Source organism: Pseudomonas hefeiensis (assembly GCF_030687835.1).
Taxonomy (GTDB): Bacteria; Pseudomonadota; Gammaproteobacteria; order Pseudomonadales; family Pseudomonadaceae; genus Aquipseudomonas; species Aquipseudomonas hefeiensis.
In genome coordinates this window covers 4,040,007-4,058,099 of sequence record NZ_CP117449.1, presented here as the reverse complement: position 1 = coordinate 4,058,099, position 18,093 = coordinate 4,040,007, and the positions used below count along the sequence as shown (strand labels likewise).

Below are 18,093 nucleotides of genomic sequence, written 5' to 3'. Positions count from 1 at the left end.
GGTGGGGTTATGGGCCAGTCGCCGGGTGCGGCAGCGAAATGCCACGTTGCACGGCTGGACGCAGGGCGACGCGCTCATACCAGCCCGTCAGATGGCGATGCTGGCTGAAGTCGAAATGGATGATGCGGGCGATGTGCATCCAGCCGAAGGTGGCTATATCGGCGATCGAATATTCGTCGCCCGCCAGCCATGTGTGCTCTGCCAAGCGCTGATCGAGTGTGCTGAATGTCGATTCAGTCAATTCCCGATAGCGCGCGATGGTTGCCGGGTTTGTTGAGCTTTCGAATAACTCGAAATGCACGCGTTGGCCCAACAAGGGTCCCATGCTTGAGGTATGGAACATCAGCCAGGTGATGGCCGACCAGTGTGCCTGCGGTTCCTCGGGCAACAGGCGAGCTGTTTTCTGCGCCAGGTAAAGCAGGATGGCGGCGGACTCGAACAGGGTTATGCCTGTCGCAGTGTCCATCAGTACGGGGATTCGTCCATGCGGGTTGAGTTGGAGAAAGTCAGGTTGACGGTTCTCTCCCTGCTCAATATGGACGTGCTTCAAGGTGTACGGGAGCCCCAATTCCTCCAGGGCAATGGTGATTTTGAAACCGTTGGGTGAGCTGTCGGTATAGAGAATGAGGTCAGGCGTTTTCGTCATTGTTTTAACCTTGAGGAACCACGGACTAGTCGAGTTGCTAATAGTCATGGTAGTCAAGAAAAAACGGGTTTAGAAACGATGATTTTTATTTCGTGGCATTAGTATTTCTAAATCATGATCGGGTTTTTCTTCTTCACATAGAAGACGGAACCTTCGGATAAGTGTGGTGCCAGAGAAATAATTAGTTACTTTTTTTGGGTGCGTTGCCAGTAGTCACCTTCGGCAATTACCGACTGAAAAAAACAAATAACTAGCTTTCCTTTTAATTTCGGAATGCGCACAGTGGCGATGTAAAGAGCAGTGACTCATTGCGCAATGAAAATAAAACAAGCGAATAATTCTATATCCTGAGGTTAGTAAAAATCCAAGCCATGTATAAGTCTTCTATTCCGTTACTTGCCCTTCGTGCCTTTGTTGAAGTGGGGCACTATGGTAGTGTGAAAACAGCTGCCAAAGTATTAAATGTAACGCCGGGAGCCGTCAGCCAGCACATGCGCTTACTGGAAGAACGGGTCGGAGCGTTATTGCTGATCCGTGAACCGCATGGTGTGCGCATGACTTAAGTTGGCGAAAATGCGCATTCGTTATTGTTCGAGGCATTTGCTCAGATCGAAAAGGTGGTTGATACCTTAAAAGGCGCCAGCAGCCAGTTGATGCTAACCGTGAGCACCGTGCCAGCCTTTGCCTCCACTTGGTTAGTTCCACGGCTGGGGAGTTTTAACCGTCAGTATCCGGAAATCGAAGTTCGGGTCGAGACGACTTCCTGCTTGGTGGACCTGCGCCGAGATCGCGTCGATATTGCCTTGCGTCATGGATTGGGGCACTACCCTGATCTGGATGTCACCCGGCTTGTCACGCCGGTGTTGGTCCCGGTCGCCAGCCCGAGCCTGCTCGCCCACACGCGTCCTCTGCAGACGCCGCAGGATTGCCTTGATTACCCATTACTGCACGATGCTGATCGGGCTGACTGGGCGCTTTGGTTAAATGCCCACGGGGTTTCACCTGACGCTAGATCGGAGCGAGGCTCCAGCTTCGAGGACGATGCGCTGCTCATTCGTGCTGCCGAATCGGGGCAGGGGCTGGCGCTGGTGCCTGAACTGCATGCGCAATCAGAGATAAAGTCGGGACGGTTGGTGAAGGTGCTGGATAACCCATGGCCCGCCGTATTTTCCTATTACATTGTCAGCAGGAAGGAAACGATTCATCGTCCGGAGGTCAGGGCGTTCACGGAATGGTTACTTAACGAAGCTCGAAACGGTGACAGGGAATACGTAGGGCAGGGCGAGGTGAATTTGTAGCAACGGAGGAGGCGTTTGAGCCGCTCCAGGCGTCATTGGCCGTAACGACATTTGAAGTGACTTTCAATTCTCATTGAAGGTCTAGGAGCGAGCTCCTCGCGGAGGGCTATCGCAGCCGGTGTTTTAATGGACTCCCCCTACTTTTCCCCCCACAAAAACGTCGGCTCTGGATGGACGTTCCTGGACTCTCGTAGAGCAGAATATCGCTGTAACTCAAGCAGATACTGGCTCAGAAAAATCCAGAGTAAAATTTTGGAGTCTTTCGAGAAGTATGAAAAAGAAGATGGGGTGCTAGGGGGTGAGTGTTCGAATCACTCCGTCCCGACCATTATTCATGAGTAAAATCAGACACTTAAGCCGATCAGTTAGATCGGTTTTTTTGTGCCTGCGCAAAACTAACCGGTGATTTCGCTGATATTCAGGTCGGGGATTGCCTCCGACCACACGATATCCGCGTGATCCCTCTGGTAGTTCTGGTCATGCTCTCGCTGGCATGGCCGGCGATCTTCTGCCCATCCTTTCCGGCTTTCTGATACAGATGCAGCGACAGCGCACGCACTTCGTGGAAGCCCGGCATTTCCTCTTCTATCGACCCCTTGGACAACCCGCCGCTTCCCGAACCCCATCGAATCGCCGGCGCCGTAGACGATCACCAGGCCAGAGCCCTTGGCGATCTGGATCAGGTCTTTATGGATGCGGCAAGGGTAGGTGATTCCGCATATACGGTCCGCAAGGTCTTCTTTGTTCATGGCATAGCTCCGCCCGCCGTTTACCAGCAGGCTGTGAGTTGTAAGGGTTTGGTTTGTAGTCAGATGGCTTTGGTGGGGGCTTGTATCAGGGAATAGCTGATATACGAGGAAGCCTCACTCGAATAAGGTTCTGTAGCTCGCCCTGCCAGGTGTTTCAGAGAAATGCTGAGTGGCCGCAACTGGTCAGGGTGGGCTTTTTTTGCCATGGCTCCTCTAGATGGGACAGGCCCTGTAAAGCAGGGGGAGGATCATGGCGTCACCTCTTTGATATGGCTGCCTACCCATTTGCGCATCCGATGCCAGCTCTGTTCCGGGGTTTCGTTCTAGCCGCACTCGTCGTTCTCAAATACGACCTCGGCGGCCATGGCTGGCGCTATTCTGAAAGCGCCCGAAACTGTTTCTCGGCAATGCGCATCGATGGCGCTCATTTCGATTCCGCGCTTCGCACCGAGAACACCGAGGGTGCAGAACTGCCCGTCAGCTTCAAGCGTGTCCGCCACCAGGCGCTTGTTAGGCATCGCGTCCATTGCCTCACGCGGTAGAAAGGCCTGGTCGCTCCTGCCCTTCAACGCCGATGACACGGCGCCACGCCAGCAGATCAGATCCCACCCACCGCAATCGTCGCTGTAGTGCCCACCAGCACACAGGCCCGTCGTCGGTGTCGTGAATGGCCAGGCAGAACCAGCCTTCGCCTTCAGGCCGGTCAGGCTCCCAGTAGCTGCAATCCGGGTCGCCCGCTTCGAAGTAATGCTCAGAGATCGCTTCGTTGCTGTGGTATTCGAGTTTAACCATCTTCACCTGTAAGCGCTGGGCAGTGATCCAAACTTTGCAATTGTCGCCGTCACCCTCGTCAAAGTCCGGTAGGTCGGGGTGTTGGAAAAAGCCGTTCTCGTCTCGCACGACCGGGGCTGGCGGGATTAATTCGATTTCTTCAGACATCACTTCGTCCTTGCCGCTATAGCGGCTTTCAGATTCATAGAGGGGAGAGGTATCGTTGCCTCCTCAGAAAGGGAGGTGCGATGTGGTCGTACACGGAGTTGAATACCGGTTTTGCTGCGCTTCTAGCGTTGTTGAAGGTCACGATGGCCTTGCGATGGAATGCTGGAGCGGTAACAACGGACCATTGTTCGAAATCTTTCGGAACGACGAGACGCTTCGTTTTGAAGTGAGCCTCTTCGCTCAAAATGTTCCGCTAGAGCTGCTTGAATACGCAGTCCCGATTGCCCGCGAGTGGTTAGGAGATTTCGTTCTCTATGATGTCGAGGATTCGCCGCTATAGCGGCTGACTTTGAAGGGGGGATGGGTGGCTTTAAGTTCATGCTGAGCGCACCTCGGCCGATACTTGAAGTCTCGACAGTGCAATCAGGTCTTTTTTTGGAGTTGGGGTCGGGCAGATATGGAGCAGGAAAGCTGCGCTCTTAGCGCTCTCAAGCGTTTTCGTTACTTGATCCTGGGCGTCATGGTCATCGTGTCCCTAGTGAGCGCTTTTTGGCGCTTTACAGGTGAGTGGAGGCAGTTTTGGACATGTGTGGCGGCGCAAGCGTGGTTTACGCAGGCCGTTTTTGGTTACCTTCGTGGTGGCTGGGTAGCTATAGGGCCCGGTGGTCTATCGAAGGATGCGAACCCTGTCGGCAGGGCACTGTTGGCTGCAGTGGCGCTGGGATTTTATTTATTGATGTTCAGCTATGAAGGCCATAAACCCGATTCAATTTATGAAAGGCGCGCCTCGGACTGGACCATGCCTACTCGGGAGGAGATGAGGCGTTCGGCTGAGTGATCGCTGGCTTTCAACAGCAAATAGGATTGTTCAGCTCATCCTGCAATCTCCATCGATACCAGATCATGGGCATTCACAACCGTCATGCCGTGAGAATGTTTTGTTAGGTTAGTTATTCCGAAATAAATGGTGGTTAGTTATTGGTGGGGTTGTTCAGTGGATGCTATACAGACTTAGCGGCACTTACGCCCTCTTCGAGTAAATGATATGGACGATTTAAGCTTGGCCCATTTACAAAATGCAAAACCACATGTGAGTTGGTGTATATGGCATGAAGGTTGTACAGTTTACGTGCCGTTGTTTGATGGCGGTTTAGTGCCTGAGCCGATGGAGTCCATACAATCAATTCGAGCTCAAATGATGGCTTTCCAAGATCATAATGGCACTGCAAAACAGCTAATCACTCGACTCAATGATAACGATTTGATCTCTGTAATAGAAAGTTCCTGTGCGGAAATACCAGAAATATATAATTTAAAAGAGCATTTTAGGTGGGTTTGTTATCACGAGGGCTGGATGCCAGAGTTTAGGGTGTGGAGTGCTAGCGGCTCGTTTGGGGATATAAGAGGTAAGTATCACTCCATGCAGCAGCATAATCCGAATGCTCGCTCGTTACTCGCCTCTATCCGGGATTCCGAGTTGAAGGCGTTAATTGATAGCCTGTAACTGGCGCTCTGTAGGGGGGCTTTTAGTTGGTGCGGATTTCGGTTTTTATATAAAAGCATTCGAGTGTTCTAAGGTGGTAGTCCGGTTGATTAGTGAAGCTGCCGCAAATTTTGCATCCCCTGCCAGCGAATGACGGTGAACTGCAGCCACCGCTCGCCTTGGATTTTTCATTAGGAGTAACCAAATGAAATGCCAGTCAAGGAAGTGCGGGAAGGAATTCAAAGCAGAGCCACACGATGACCCATCCCTTGGCACCTACGCGGTGGTGTGCCCGTCGTGCGGTGCGAAGCACGTTCAAGTAGAAGACCTCAGCCTGCCGGGTGGTCCGATGCAACTTCGGTTCGAGCTTTGCAAAGGAACCAGCGGTCCCAGTGATGGTGGCGGGTAGGCGGACAGATATTTTTCCGACAGCTTACGCGGCTACTGCCTGTCGTTCGCCAACTTGCCATGGGTCGTTGGCTCGAGCGAGTGCAGCCATCGGTGGAGGGCTGACGCTGTTGCCGCACATATGGACTTGCTGGGTCTTGGTGAACGGCTTGCCGTCGGCGCCGTGGCTGATGATGTAGTCGGCAGGGAAGCCCTGAGCCTTGTACAGCTCGGACGGCTTCAGCATCCGCAGGCAGATGTCGACGATCACATACGGCGCGCCCTTGACCATCACCGTTACCATCGCCAAGCGATCCTTGGTCGTGATCGTCGGCGCCGGAGCGTCGCAAGCGCTGATGTTCTCGGTGCCGTAGTAGCTGATCAGGAAGGCCGCGACGCGAAGGGCACCGTCTTCATGCTCCGGCGACAGCTTTTAATGCAGCAATGCGTGATGCTCAGCGCCGGCGGTCATGGTCGGTACCGGCTCATCTACTCCCCGACCAACGCAGTTCCGGCGCAGAGTGGCTAGGCTGGCGCTCACCAATTGCTGCTGGCTGCCAGTGTTGGTAACGGTGGTCAGCGGCTCGTCCATGGCCTTGGCGTCGGTGGTGTTGAAACCGCCGTTCATTTGCGCCACGAAGGCGGTGGCTACCGCGCGGTGGTTCTGGGTCATCAAAGTGCCGACGGGTTGATCTGCCGCCGCAGGATTTCCGCCGTATGCAGGCCCTCCTGTACCGACCATCACCGGGCTGACTACGCTGAACACCCCTCCTTTCGGGTAGGAGGTGATGGTACGAAGCGGCTCACAGGCCGATTGCACCGTCTCACCTGACCAGTTGGCAATCGGAACAATGAACGGCGCCGGGGAGTCGATGACGAACTTCTTCATGCCCTTGGCAACGCGGCGCAGGGTGGCCGGGGCCAGGTCCTTTTTGCGGCCGAAGATGCTTTTTCCCAGGTCGCTGAAGTCGATGCAGTCAGCGGCCGTTTTCCACTTTTGCTGGCCCTTGACCGGGTTCTTCGCGTGGGTTGGCTCCGGCCACACAATTGGCTGTCCGTCGCACCGGACGATCATGAACAGGCGCTCCCGGCTGGTTGGGGCGCCGAAGTCACAAGCCTTTATCACGCGACACTCGACGGCGTAGCCCATGCCTTCCAGAAGAGCCACAAAGCGCCGCCATGTGCGGCCACGTCGCTTGGGATCCGGTACCAGGTATTGCTGCTCCACTGGCACGCGCTCGCCAACTTCAGCAACCGTACCGTCGAGTTTAATCACGCGGCCAGATGTTTTGCAGCGCTTAGCAATGAGGGGCCCCCATTGAAGAATCTGTTTCACGTTTTCCAGGCTGAGCACCCGAGGCTTCTTCTTGCCGCCCCACTTCAGGCCAATCCACGAAAGGCTACGAATTTCACGTTTGCGTGGCTGGCCGGCGGAGGCCTGTGTGAAGTGCGTACAGTCCGGTGACATATGGAACCAGCCAACGGCCTTGCCACCGCACTCGGTGTCTGGGTCACCATCGAACACGTCGGTGGTGAAGTGCGTCGCGCCCGGGTGATTCACCGTGTGCATGCTGATCGCCTGCGGGCTTTGGTTCTTCGCGACGTTCACCGTGCGGCCCAGGCCCATTTCCAGCCCGGTACCGGCGCCGCCGCCACCGCAGAAGAAGTCGACAACGATCCCATCGTCCTGAGTGCTGAAGCCGAGTCCGTATTGAGTTTTGAAATCGAAGGGGTGTTTCTTCTGTTGTGCGGACATAGGGGATCCTCGCCGGTATAGTTCCGGGATCTACAGGGGAGTGGGTTATGAGTTGGGAGAGTGTTTCGTTTTGGATTGAGCATCACCCTGGGCTTGCTTCTTGGGTGCAGGCGTTTGGGTCAATCGCGGCGATTCTGGCTGCGATCTGGATAGCATCGCGTGATTCAAGAATGAGGCGAAACGCGGAGGCCGAAATCAGAGAAAATGCTGTTGTTCGAGCGGAGGCCGTAGTGAGTGAAGCTGCTTTAAGGGTGCGGTTAGCTATTGACGTGCATAAAGGCATAACCCCTAATCAGATGGACTTGATATCCACAGGGTTGAGCCAGTCGCTTCAGCATTTGACGGAAGTTATTTCAAGTGATGGGGTTAATTCTGCAATTCATACGCAGTTATTTTTGACAAGGGTTGCAGTTGAAGACGTCGCCCTTTTTGTAAGGGCCATTAGCTCAGAAAAAAATTGGAGTGAGAACACGCGTCTTTCAGTTGAGAAAAGACTTAATGGAATTGAGTCTGCTCAGGCTGCTCTGGTCGTCATGCAGTAAACGCACTTGTCACAATTATCAGTGCGGCCGGTACTGGATCGAGAAATACGTCCATCTGTTTGGCGTCTCGATGCGCTAGCCAAACAGGATGCGGTGCTGCGGGATCATGTCGTAGTCCTTGCGTGCAGGCGTCACCCTCGCCGGCTGGCGTGATTCGTAGAAGTGGGGTATTTGTGTTCGGCCCGGCATGGAGCCAGATCAAGGAGATATGTTGTGAGTGATGCCGGGAGAAGCCTGATCGCGCATGCCGCGTTTAGAGAAAGCAGCGATAAGTTTGATCACCTGGTTCTGGCAATCATCGTCGCGGTCATTGGCTTTTTGGTCCAAACCATCCCGTTCGGCAAGCTTGGCTTAAATGTTGAGACAATGTATCTCTATGCGCTAACGCTGTTCGGGCTTGCGGGGATATCAGCTTTCAAGCGAACTGAATGGTCGATTCAGGTGTATGCAAAGAATCACTCGATGCTTGAATCGATTGAAAAAAGAAATCAGGCTGGCTTTCTCGGAAATCGTATAGCTCTAGAAAAGTGTCAAAGCCGAACATGTTTCTACTATCGAGCGAGGAATATTTTCATATTCACCGGCCTGGTCTGCTTCATCATCACGAAAGTATTTGAGAATTATGTCCGGTAACCGCTCATCGCTTAATCGCTGGTTATCCTGAGCGCTTCCTTTGCATAAGCAAGACTCATTTTTCGCGACACGTTTTCGGGTATCACGTATGCGTGTCGCGGCGGCGGAGCGAGTAGGGGAAGGGCACCGCCCGGGCCAAGGCCGTGCAGGTGGTGAGTTGCGCTCAAAGGGTGAGTCAGCGTTGCAGGTGATGATCTGCTACCTTCTATACGTGGGCCTCCCCTGCTATGAGGATTTATGAGGTGTAATTATCAGGTATTGAATATGAAAAACGTGAGTATGGCCGTGGCTTTTTTTCTCCTGGCTTTATCGGGGTGCGCCTCTGATCATGAAACTCCAAGCCCCGGGGCTCCAGGTCCATCTCCACTTGCCTGTCAGGGCGAGCCACAATGTACGGACTACAACGCGTGCAGGCCCAATGGAACAGATCAGGCCTGTAAACTTTATTGCGTGAGAGATGGCTCTTCCGCGGGAGAGTGTCAAAGAAATTTCAATTGCCCCCAAGCGTGCCGAAGATAGTGGCTTCCATCTCGGAGTGAAGCATAACTGCCGACAATATGTTGCGTGCCAACGTCTTCGCCTCTCTGCCATGGTGTTCTCCGTGCACGCGCCGCCCTACGTGACCGGATGCGGCTGTGGTTGTGATATTCGAGGTGTGGCAGAGTGATGGCCCTACGACTCACCATCACGCAAGGAACGCTACCGATGCGGCATTTGCTCGTTACAACGATTGCCCTTCTGATTGCTGGATGTTCAGGCCCAGGCGTCGTACCGATGGGGCGAGACACATACATGATTGCGAAGGACGGCAGCTTCACCACCTTTGGCGGCGGTGCGGTCAAGGCCGAGCTGTACCAGGAAGCCAATACGTTCTGCGAGGGAAAAGGCAAGCATCTGATGCCAGTTAAGGAGGCATCCCGGGATTCCGGATACGGTCGTTATGCTAATGCGGAGTTGCAGTTCCGTTGTCTCAGTGAAAACGATCCCGAGCTGCGCAGGCCAACTCTGGAGTCGGAACCGAACGTAAAGATCAGGATCGAGCAATAGCGCCGGCCTCCGTGAACGGTGGTGGCAATTTGGTTTGGGTTGGGGTATTACGTTGGGTGTCGGCACTGGGCCGGATCAAGGAGATGAAATTGGATTCTGCAACTTGGGCGAACGTCATCGCTGGTTCAGCATTCTTTGTTTCGATCGTTGCTGCCTTTTTTTCCTGGAGATCGGTGTCACAGGCGAAGCGAGCAAATAACATCTCGATTCACCAGTATCAGAAAGAGTTACACAGAGCTTTCTTCGAAGTTCGTAGACTGCTTAGCGGGAGGGGGCTGCTGCTGAAGCAGCAAGACCTGGCTCCGTACGGAATGATTTTTAGATCATCGGCCATCTATGTAAGTGACGCGCTTTCGAAGCAGCTGCTTGAGTTCTTTCACGGATGCTTTGAGGTTGAAAATTTGCATACTTCGTTGGATATGAATCGTGACTATGTTCGCCTGTTTTCAAATGAAGAAACTGGCTTAGGCGGTATTGATTTAAAGGCTCACCAAGCCAACGCCGAAGAAGGGGTTAAAAAAGCGCGATCAGAACTAATGGAACGCTTGAAGTTGATGACAGAGTTGGGGGCAATTATTGAAGCCAAGTTTGTACAAGAGATAAAACTAAGCTCATGATTGCGCCGCTCTCCTTGGCGTTATGCTAGGCGCGAGCAAGGGCTATTATGGAATATCAATGTTGTCCTCCTGCTCTGGCGGATCGTCAGCGAGTGACTTCATGCCCGCCTCACGGATGAGGCGCGACACTTTTTCGGTTACTACAAAAGGTGTCGTGACACATCGCAGCATCCAGGCCTGGGTTTCGAAGTCGGCGGCAATCAGATTCCGCATCAGGTTCTGATGCACTTCCTGCTGATTGTTGAACCCATGGGCTTTCATGATCCGCTTCAGGTCCGGCTTGAACACTCCGGCCACTTCAACTGTGAACTTCTAGACGCCCAGTGCGGCAGCCTTCGCCGCTGCCTTCTCGCGCTTTCGGCGCTGCTTGAGTGCTTCCGCCGTTGGCTGTTGTGTTTCGGCCATGGCCTGCTCCTTCAATTCCGCTGGCCGGCAAGTCCTCCAGCCAGGTCTGTCGTTTGCGTTGTTGGGTGCGGAAACGTCTCACGCTGCTTCCTTGACTTGGCCCCATGCGCCGACGGCATCCAGTAGCGCAGACAATCGCGCCTCTGGTACTGGCGTGTCGCCGGGCACGGCCAGCCAGCCCATGCCGATCCGGTGATTCGGGTTGCAGTCGGCCTTCACCTCTTCGTAGAAATGTTCGAGGACATCTGAAAGCCTCTCCACCATGTGGACGCCGTCCGGCCTGATGTCGATTGACTTGATGTACTGGGCGCCATCCTGGCGAACGCAGATGCCGGCGATGTAGATCGTCCAGCGGTGCGCGACATCACAGAGTGCGTCAGACACCGGCTTTGAAAGGATCTGTTTGCCGTTCTTCCAATTGATCATCACCTGCAAACCGCTCGGGTCGATGTTGATCACGGCGGCGTGGTTTGTGCTGACCAGGGCCCGCATGCTGCGCTCGATTTGGACCCGCCGATTACATGGTTTGCGCTTACTCATAGTGCGTCCGCCATTTTGCGAAGCGCCCTGCGCTCGGCCAAGGTCAGCTTCTTTGGCCGTCGCTCGGCGCAGCAATGGCCCTGCTGTTACTGAAAATATGGCGAGTGAAGGTTAGGAAAAGCATTTAACAGATTTAAACAAAACACATGCCCAGCATTCACGCTGGGTTTTTATTGCCTGAAATTCGCCTGTAGCCAGGATAGCTCTCGGGACGGCCTGGAGGTCGATAGCCGGACGGTGCGACGCACGGAATCAGCCCCGGCAGCCCGCGCACTCTGTTCTCACATCTGTTAGCAAGGTGGCGCGAGACTGGATCAGCGAGACCGATGCAATGGGGGGGCGCGGTGATGGTCTTCGGCAGACAGCGGGAAAGACTGCGAACCTAATTCGATTGCAGACTGCTCAGGTATGTTTTGCAAAAATCAGAATCAGTAATTTTTTGGGCGCGGGACTCCCACTCTTCAATTTGGGAGTCGGGGGCGCCCGTTATTTCTTTCATGGTCTTGGCGCCCATTATTTCTTTCATGATCTTGTCGTTAATCACTGTTAGCTCTGCAAATCTCATCTGTATGCCGCGCTCACGCATGTACATGCCGGTTGCCACGATAGACTTGTTGGATATTGACGGGTCCGAGTGGATTCCCAGTCCGTAGGCAAGGGCGCAACGATTCCTTTGAAATATGTAATCTTCGTGGCTCTCATTCGCATGCAATGGAAGACATGCAGCTAAGAGAAGCGCTGCAAAAAAACTGGATCCTTTCATGTGTTTTTTCCATGTGGCGCTGAAATTTAAACGAGGATTATCCCTCGTGCACTGACATTGCGTAGCTATTCAGGACCTCTGCACTTGCAGGGGCTTTTTGTTCGGGCATTGCCCAGGCCGACGCAGGCCATTTTATATCTGGAGCAACGATGGATCCTACTGACCTCGGCACAGGCCAACTACCTGGCTGACCGGTAGTGCCACCGTCATTCTCGGCGGCCTGCTGTGGCTGCGCAGGTTCCTCTCGAAGTCAGCCGAAATACCTGCAGCGCAACATCATTGAACGCATGTTCGACTGGCTGCAAGAGAACCGCCGCATCGTCACGCGCTTCGACAAACCCGCGAAAAGTTATGCCGCGATAGTCTCGTTAGCTTGTGCTGTGCGGTGTTTGCGACATTACTCTTCGTGCCTAACATCCGGTGCATGCTCAATCCGGGTGATGTCAGCGACGTCAACAATGCCTAGGTGGCTGGGCTGAAGATTCAAAGCCGTTTCCAACGTTCCTGCCTCATCCACCAGATTCTGTCATGGACGAAACGGCCCTGGTGCTCATCCAACAATACCTCTGGTTATCGCGGCTTACCTTGAAACACTATTGCGAGAATCGGTCATGGCCGACAAGGCCACGGAGGTCGCTGCTGTGCGCGTTTCTACACCTAACTTCACATACACATGTTCCAGATGTTTGTTCACGGTGCGAGGGCTCAGATCAAGGATGGTGCCGATGTCGCGGTTGGTCTTGCCGCAGGCCACCCAGCGCAGAACCTCGACTTCCCGACCGGTGAGCTGAAAGCGTGCCGACAGCACCCTCTGCGCCGGCTCGTCGTCCAGGCTCGGCGCGGCGGGCTGTGACGCCGCTCGGGCCGACAGCAGGATGCGCGAGGTGCGCAGATGGGCGGCGACCCGGGCCAGCACTTCGTCGGTCTGGATCGGTTTGGTCACGTAGTCGCTGCCACCCACTTCAAAGCCCTGGACCACATGCCTGCTCTCCGTCAGCGCGGTCATGAACAGCACCGGAATATCGGCGTTGGCCGGTTGCGCCTTGATCCGCCGGCAGGTCTCGAAGCCGTCCAGGCCCGGCATCATCGCATCCAGCAGGATCAGGTCCGGACGCCGGCGTTCGATGCGGTTCAGGGCGCTGAGCCCGTCGAGCGCCACCAGCACCATGTAGCCGGCATCGTTGAGGGCGTCGGAGAGCATGGCGAGGTTGTCCGGGGTGTCGTCCACAATCAGCACGACACCGGGTTCAGCGACTGTGGTCAATACATTCATCTTCTGCCTCCTTGAGGGTGCGGTTGATTTCGTCCAGGCGAAAGTTTTTCAGCAACTTGCGTAGCGAACTGATGAAAGGGGCGGTGGCTGGCGTCTCGGCCTGGATGGCGTCAAGTTTTTCGTGCAGACCGCGTACGTAGCCGATGGCGCTGAGTTCTCCGAGGGCGATGAGCTCAGACTGTGAGGGTAATATCCCCGGTTCGGGGAATGTCGTAGGGGCTGGTTTTTTGCGACGCAGCCAGTGCAGGTCGAGCTGCTGCTGGATCCGTTCGAGCAGCTCCGGGGTGTGTACCGGCTTGGCAAGGTAGTCGTTGCAGGCACTGGCCAGGCTGCGCTCGCGCTCGTCGTTAAAGGCATTGGCCGATATCACGATGATCGGTGCCGTGGACAACGCATTGCGGCGGATCAGCCGGCTGGTTTCCCAGCCATCCATCGTCGGCATCGACAGGTCCATGAGGATCAGGTCCGGCCCCAGCAGGGCGACCTGGCGAATCGCTTCCTGGCCGTTGCTGGCCTGGACCACTTCAAAGCCCAGGGGCGTAAGCATGCCGCTGAGGACCTTGCGATGGTCCACATGGTCGTCCACTACCAGCACCAGACGCCGCGGCCCCTGGTAGCCGATGATGTCGTGTTCGACATGGATCACCGCTTGCGGCACCCGTACTTGCGAGAGAAACAGGCGCACCTGGAAACAGGTGCCTTTGTCCTGCTGACTCTTGACCTGCAACTCGCCGCCCATCAGCGAGGTGAGCATGCGGGTAATGGTCAGGCCCAGGCCAACGCCCTTGTCCTGGCGCATCAGATCACCGCGCTCGAAAGGCTGGAAGATTCGCTCGATGTGCTCGGGGTCGATGCCGATACCCGTGTCGATGATGTCGAAGGTTGCCGTCTCGCGCATGTAACTGACCCGCAGGCAGACCTCGCCGCTGTCGGTGAAGTTGACCGCATTGCCCAACAGGTTGATGAGGATCTGCCGGACGCGCTTTTCGTCGCCCCGCACCACCGCCGGCATCTTGCCGATCAGCTCCAGGCGAAAGCGCAATCCTTTGTCCCGGGCTTGTGGAGTGAACATCAGCTCCAGATCGTGGATCAGTTCCGGGAAGGGGATTTCCGTCGGTTCCAGGCGCAATTTGCCGGCCTCGATCTTGGCCACATCGAGCAGGCCGTCGATCAGCGACAGCAGGTGCGAGCCGCTGCGCAGGATGGTCGCCAGGGCATCCTGATGCTGCTCCGGCATGGCCGCGTCGCGCTGCAGGATCTGGGTAAAACCGAGGATGCTGTTCAACGGCGTACGCAGTTCGTGGGAAAGTCCGGTGACGTAGCGACTCTTGGCCGCGTTGGCCGCCTCGGAAGCCTCCTTGGCATCTTGCAGGGCCTGATCGGTCAAGCGGTGGGCTTCGATTTCCTGCATCAGCAGCAGGGTCTGGCGGTCCGATTCTTCCTGGGCCACGCGGCGGCTTTCCCGCGTCAGAACCACCCACCAGGCGAGGATGGCCGCCAGTACCGAGAGCGTCAGGAAGGCCTGGAAAAATGCCTGGTACAGCGTCGCCTGGGCTTGCGGCGAGTGGGGCAGCCCCTGGGAGGCCTGGCCATAGATCAGCGCCAGAGCGCCGCTGAGCATCAGGATCAGTGCGAGCAGCAGGCCCAAGTAATGCACTAGCCGGGTGTGCAGGCGTGGCACCGTGGCATTGGGCAACAACCAATGCAACAGCGCTTCGAATTGCGCCGACAGACGCCCGTGGGGTTTGCAGCGATCGCCGCAACGCGCGTCCAGCGAACAGCAAAGTGAGCAGATGGGCGTGCTGTAGGCCGGACAGAAAGCCATGTCGGCGGTTTCGAACGGGTTGCTGCACAGGCCGCAGGTGATCTGCGTGCTCGGTGCCACCGGTTGCAGCAGTAACGGATCGCTGGTGCGGGCGATGTAATAGCGGCTGCGGGTGGCCCAGGCCAGCAGCGGGGTCATGACCAGCGAGGTGCCGAGGGCGACGAAGGGCGGAGCGGCCTGGGCCAGTGCGCCAAATAGACCGAAGTGGGCGAGGACCGACAGCAGCGAGGCAATCAGCATGGAGCCGACGCCCACCGGGTTGATGTCGTAGAGGTGAGCGCGCTTGAACTCGATGTATTTCGGTGACAACCCCAAGGGTTTGTTGATCACCAGATCGGCGACCACCGAGCCGATCCAGGCGATGGCGATGTTGGCGTAGAGACCGAGCACCTGGTCGATGACGTCGAATACCCCCAGCTCCATCAGCATCAGGGCAATGGCCACATTGAACACCAGCCACACCACACGGCCGGGGTGACTGTGGGTGACGCGGGCGAAAAAGTTCGACCAGGCCAGAGAACCGGCGTAGGCGTTGGTCAGGTTGATCTTCATCTGCGAGACGAAGACGAACAGCACCATGGCCGCCAGGGCCCATTCCGGCGAGGCGAACACATAACCGAAGGCCACCAGGTACATCTGGGTCGGTTCCGCAGCGCGCTCGATGGGGATCTCGTGTTGCAGGGCGAGAAACGCCAGGAAGGCGCCCGCGAACATTTTCAGGGCGCCGGGCAGGATCCAGCCAGGGCCGGCGCAGAGCAGGGCGGCCCACCAGCGCTTGCGGTTGGCCGCGGTTTTTTCCGGCAGGAAGCGCAGGTAGTCGACCTGTTCGCCGATCTGCGTCACCAGGGACAGGGCGACGGTACAGGCTGCGCAAAACGCCAGCAGATTGAAGTCGCCGCTGGCATCACGGCCCTGGAAACTGGTCCAGTCGCTGAAGGCCTCGGGGTTTTTCAGCAGCACAAACAGATAGGGAAGCACCAGCAGCACCAGCCACAACGGCTGGGTCCAGAGTTGCAGTCGGCTGATCAGGGTCACCCCATAGGCCACCAGGGGGATCACCAGCACAGAGCAGATCACATAGGCAAAGGCCAATGGGATATGGAAGTACAACTCCAAGGCCAGGGCCATGATCGCTGCTTCCAGGGCGAAGAACAGAAAGGTGAAGCTGGCGTAGATCAGCGAGGTGATGGTCGAGCCGATGTAGCCGAAGCCGGCACCGCGGGTCAACAGGTCCATATCGACGCCGTAGCGGGCCGCGTAGTAGCTGACGGGCAGGCCGGTGAGGAAGATGATCAGGCTCACGGCGAGGATCGCCCAGAAAGTGTTGGTGAAGCCGTAGCTCAGGGCCAACACCCCGCCAATCGCCTCCAGGGCCAGGAACGACACCGCACCCAGGGCGGTGTTGGCGATGCGCAGCTCCGACCACTTGCGAAAGGACTTTGGTGTGTAACGCAGGGCGTAGTCTTCCATGGTTTCGTCGGCGACCCAACTGTTGTAGTCGCGACGGATCTTGGCGATGCGCTGGGTGCCAGGTGGAAGCACGGTGAAAGACTCCTGGGGGTCAAGGCGCTCCGTGCCTGGCGGGTGTGCCCGTGGCGGATAGCGGAGCAATTTTCATGCCCTGCACCACGCCGTCTTGCTGCGCCAGCTGTTGCCTGCGCGCGCGTGCGCGCAGTGCCGTTCAGGCGGGGCCTGGAGCGACAGCCTGCGCCGCCTTGGTGCATTTATCCCTACGTCAAATGACGTATGCGCTTACGTCAGGCTGCGTATACCCGTCACCGATCCGCGCCGCCATGCTGATGCCACCACCGTTGCCGGCCGCCCCAAGGCGAGCTGTCAGCGTCACCGCAGAGGAGTAGCAGCATGGAACCACGATTGATTCGGACTAAAGGCCTGTTGCCGCGCCGCCTGGCGCTGGGGGCGGCGGCCCTGTCGTTACTGGCTGCCAGTGTATTCAGCCAGGGTGTATGGGCGGACGAGGCCAACAGCACCGGCCTGGCGGTGACCGCCACTGAAGTCACGGTCGGCCAGTTGCACTCGGCCACCGGCACCATGGCGATTTCCGAGACCGGCTCGATCCAGGCCGAACGCCTGGCCATCGAGCAGATCAACGCTTCAGGCGGCATCCTCGGTCGGCAGATCAAGGTGATCCAGGAAGACGGCGCCTCTGACTGGCCGACCTTCGCCGAGAAGGCCAAGAAGCTCCTGGTCAACGACAAGGTGGCCACGGTGTTCGGTTGCTGGACCTCGGCCTCGCGCAAGGCTGTGCTGCCGATTTTCGAGAAAGAAAACGGCCTGCTCTACTACCCGACTTTCTACGAGGGGCTGGAGCAGTCGAAGAACGTGATCTACACCGGCCAGGAAGCCACTCAGCAAATCCTCGCCAGCCTCGACTGGATCGCCAAGACCAAAGGCGCCAAAAGCTTCTACCTGGTGGGGTCGGACTATATCTGGCCACGCACCTCGATGAAGATTGCGCGCAAACACATTGAAAACGTGCTGCACGGCACCGTGGTCGGCGAAGACTACTACCCGCTGGGCAACACCCAGTTCGGCTCGCTGATCAACAAAGTCAAGCTGAAGAAACCTGACGTGGTGTTCGCCGCCGTAGTGGGTGGCTCCAACGTGGCCTTCTACAAACAACTCAATGCGGCGGGCGTCAATTCAGCCAAGCAGACCTTGCTCACCCTGTCGGTGACCGAGGATGAATTGCTGGGCATCGGCGGTGAGAACATGGCCGGTTTCTATGCCTCGATGAAGTACTTCCAGAGCCTGGACAACCCCAACAACAAAGCCTTCGTCGACGCCTTCAAGGCCAAGTACGGCAAGGATTCGGTGATCGGCGACGTGACCCAGGCCGCCTATCTGGGCCCATGGCTGTGGAAGGCTGCAGTGGAAAAAGCCGGCAGCTTCGATATCGACAAAGTGGTTGCAGCCTCGCCGGGCATCGAGTTGAAAACCGCGCCTGAAGGCTACGTCAAAGTGCATGAAAACCATCACCTGTGGAGCAAGACCCGCATCGGTGAAGTGCAGCCCGATGGCCAGTTCAAAGTGGTGTACGAGTCCGATCTGATCGAACCGAACCCGTTCCCTAAAGGCTATCAGTAAGGTCTGGGCCTATCGCGGCAAGCCGACTCCAACACTCTGTAGGAGCTGGTTTGCCGGCGATGGAGCGCCATCGTTTTTCCAC

14 protein-coding genes and 6 pseudogenes are annotated in these 18,093 nt (G+C 56.5%); 10 read left to right on the top strand and 10 right to left on the bottom strand.

Annotated elements, in window-relative coordinates; genetic code table 11:
* Positions 1 to 7: 7 nt before the first annotated feature.
* On the bottom strand, positions 8 to 646 hold the full coding sequence (locus PSH57_RS18160) for a glutathione S-transferase family protein (protein WP_052965351.1): 639 nt from the start codon (positions 644 to 646) through the stop codon (positions 8 to 10).
* A 371-nt stretch (positions 647 to 1,017) separates the two neighbouring features.
* Here PSH57_RS18160 and PSH57_RS18155 point away from each other — a divergent pair, with 371 nt between their 5' ends.
* On the top strand, positions 1,018 to 1,209 hold the full coding sequence (locus PSH57_RS18155) for a helix-turn-helix domain-containing protein (RefSeq protein WP_305384606.1): 192 nt from the start codon (positions 1,018 to 1,020) through the stop codon (positions 1,207 to 1,209).
* 24 nt (positions 1,210 to 1,233) lie between these two features.
* Positions 1,234 to 1,944 carry a LysR substrate-binding domain-containing protein gene (locus tag PSH57_RS18150; protein ID WP_305384605.1) on the top strand — a complete coding sequence of 237 codons (711 nt, stop codon included), beginning with the start codon at positions 1,234 to 1,236 and terminating at the stop codon, positions 1,942 to 1,944.
* Between the two features lie 395 nt (positions 1,945 to 2,339).
* Here PSH57_RS18150 and PSH57_RS18145 read toward each other — a convergent pair.
* The 3 genes and pseudogenes from PSH57_RS18145 to PSH57_RS18135 all read right to left on the bottom strand — a co-directional run.
* Positions 2,340 to 2,574, bottom strand: a pseudogene (locus PSH57_RS18145) (integrase); the annotation flags it as partial.
* A gap of 442 nt (positions 2,575 to 3,016) precedes the next feature.
* Complete coding sequence (locus PSH57_RS18140) at positions 3,017 to 3,211, bottom strand: hypothetical protein (RefSeq protein WP_305384603.1); 195 nt, start codon at positions 3,209 to 3,211, stop codon at positions 3,017 to 3,019.
* A 112-nt stretch (positions 3,212 to 3,323) separates the two neighbouring features.
* Positions 3,324 to 3,632: pseudogene (locus PSH57_RS18135) on the bottom strand (hypothetical protein); the annotation flags it as partial.
* Positions 3,633 to 4,677: 1,045 nt separating this feature from the next.
* On the opposite strand from PSH57_RS18135, the gene PSH57_RS18130 reads away from it, so the two are divergent.
* Complete coding sequence (locus PSH57_RS18130) at positions 4,678 to 5,136, top strand: hypothetical protein (RefSeq protein WP_305384602.1); 459 nt, start codon at positions 4,678 to 4,680, stop codon at positions 5,134 to 5,136.
* A gap of 412 nt (positions 5,137 to 5,548) precedes the next feature.
* Here the strand turns inward: PSH57_RS18130 and PSH57_RS18125 are convergent.
* Positions 5,549 to 7,258: pseudogene (locus PSH57_RS18125) on the bottom strand (DNA cytosine methyltransferase).
* A 47-nt stretch (positions 7,259 to 7,305) separates the two neighbouring features.
* Here PSH57_RS18125 and PSH57_RS18120 point away from each other — a divergent pair.
* From PSH57_RS18120 to PSH57_RS18105, 4 genes are all read left to right on the top strand, one after another.
* Positions 7,306 to 7,800, top strand: a complete 495-nt coding sequence (locus PSH57_RS18120) for a hypothetical protein (protein ID WP_305384599.1) — start codon at positions 7,306 to 7,308, stop codon at positions 7,798 to 7,800.
* A 213-nt stretch (positions 7,801 to 8,013) separates the two neighbouring features.
* Entirely contained in the window at positions 8,014 to 8,433 is a 420-nt protein-coding gene (locus tag PSH57_RS18115) for a hypothetical protein (protein WP_305384598.1), read from the top strand.
* 792 nt (positions 8,434 to 9,225) lie between these two features.
* Positions 9,226 to 9,480 carry a hypothetical protein gene (locus PSH57_RS18110; protein ID WP_305384597.1) on the top strand — a complete coding sequence of 85 codons (255 nt, stop codon included), beginning with the start codon at positions 9,226 to 9,228 and terminating at the stop codon, positions 9,478 to 9,480.
* Between the two features lie 83 nt (positions 9,481 to 9,563).
* Complete coding sequence (locus tag PSH57_RS18105) at positions 9,564 to 10,097, top strand: hypothetical protein (RefSeq protein ID WP_305384594.1); 534 nt, start codon at positions 9,564 to 9,566, stop codon at positions 10,095 to 10,097.
* A gap of 45 nt (positions 10,098 to 10,142) precedes the next feature.
* Here PSH57_RS18105 and PSH57_RS18100 read toward each other — a convergent pair.
* From PSH57_RS18100 to PSH57_RS18090, 3 genes and pseudogenes are all read right to left on the bottom strand, one after another.
* Positions 10,143 to 10,502 (bottom strand): annotated as a pseudogene (locus PSH57_RS18100) (hypothetical protein).
* A 78-nt stretch (positions 10,503 to 10,580) separates the two neighbouring features.
* Entirely contained in the window at positions 10,581 to 10,994 is a 414-nt protein-coding gene (locus PSH57_RS18095; protein ID WP_340368588.1) for a hypothetical protein, read from the bottom strand.
* A 430-nt stretch (positions 10,995 to 11,424) separates the two neighbouring features.
* On the bottom strand, positions 11,425 to 11,805 hold the full coding sequence (locus PSH57_RS18090) for a hypothetical protein (RefSeq protein WP_305384588.1): 381 nt from the start codon (positions 11,803 to 11,805) through the stop codon (positions 11,425 to 11,427).
* A gap of 149 nt (positions 11,806 to 11,954) precedes the next feature.
* Between PSH57_RS18090 and PSH57_RS18085 the strand changes: the two are divergent.
* Together PSH57_RS18085 and PSH57_RS18080 are read left to right on the top strand one after the other, a co-directional pair.
* Positions 11,955 to 12,061, top strand: a pseudogene (locus PSH57_RS18085) (chemotaxis protein); the annotation flags it as partial.
* Positions 12,057 to 12,221, top strand: a pseudogene (locus PSH57_RS18080) (IS5/IS1182 family transposase); the annotation flags it as partial. The pseudogenes PSH57_RS18085 and PSH57_RS18080, both read left to right, overlap by 5 nt.
* Positions 12,222 to 12,385: 164 nt before the next feature.
* Here the strand turns inward: PSH57_RS18080 and PSH57_RS18075 are convergent.
* Together PSH57_RS18075 and PSH57_RS18070 are read right to left on the bottom strand one after the other, a co-directional pair.
* Positions 12,386 to 13,078: a response regulator gene (locus PSH57_RS18075; protein WP_305384586.1), complete on the bottom strand. Its 693-nt coding sequence runs from the start codon at positions 13,076 to 13,078 to the stop codon at positions 12,386 to 12,388.
* Positions 13,053 to 16,445 (bottom strand): ATP-binding protein, encoded by a 3,393-nt coding sequence (locus PSH57_RS18070; protein WP_305384584.1) that lies wholly within the window; start codon positions 16,443 to 16,445, stop codon positions 13,053 to 13,055. The genes PSH57_RS18075 and PSH57_RS18070 overlap by 26 nt, the downstream gene beginning before the upstream one ends.
* A 321-nt stretch (positions 16,446 to 16,766) precedes the next feature.
* Here PSH57_RS18070 and urtA point away from each other — a divergent pair, with 321 nt between their 5' ends.
* Entirely contained in the window at positions 16,767 to 18,011 is a 1,245-nt protein-coding gene (gene urtA, locus PSH57_RS18065; protein ID WP_305384582.1) for an urea ABC transporter substrate-binding protein, read from the top strand.
* Positions 18,012 to 18,093 lie beyond the last annotated feature (82 nt).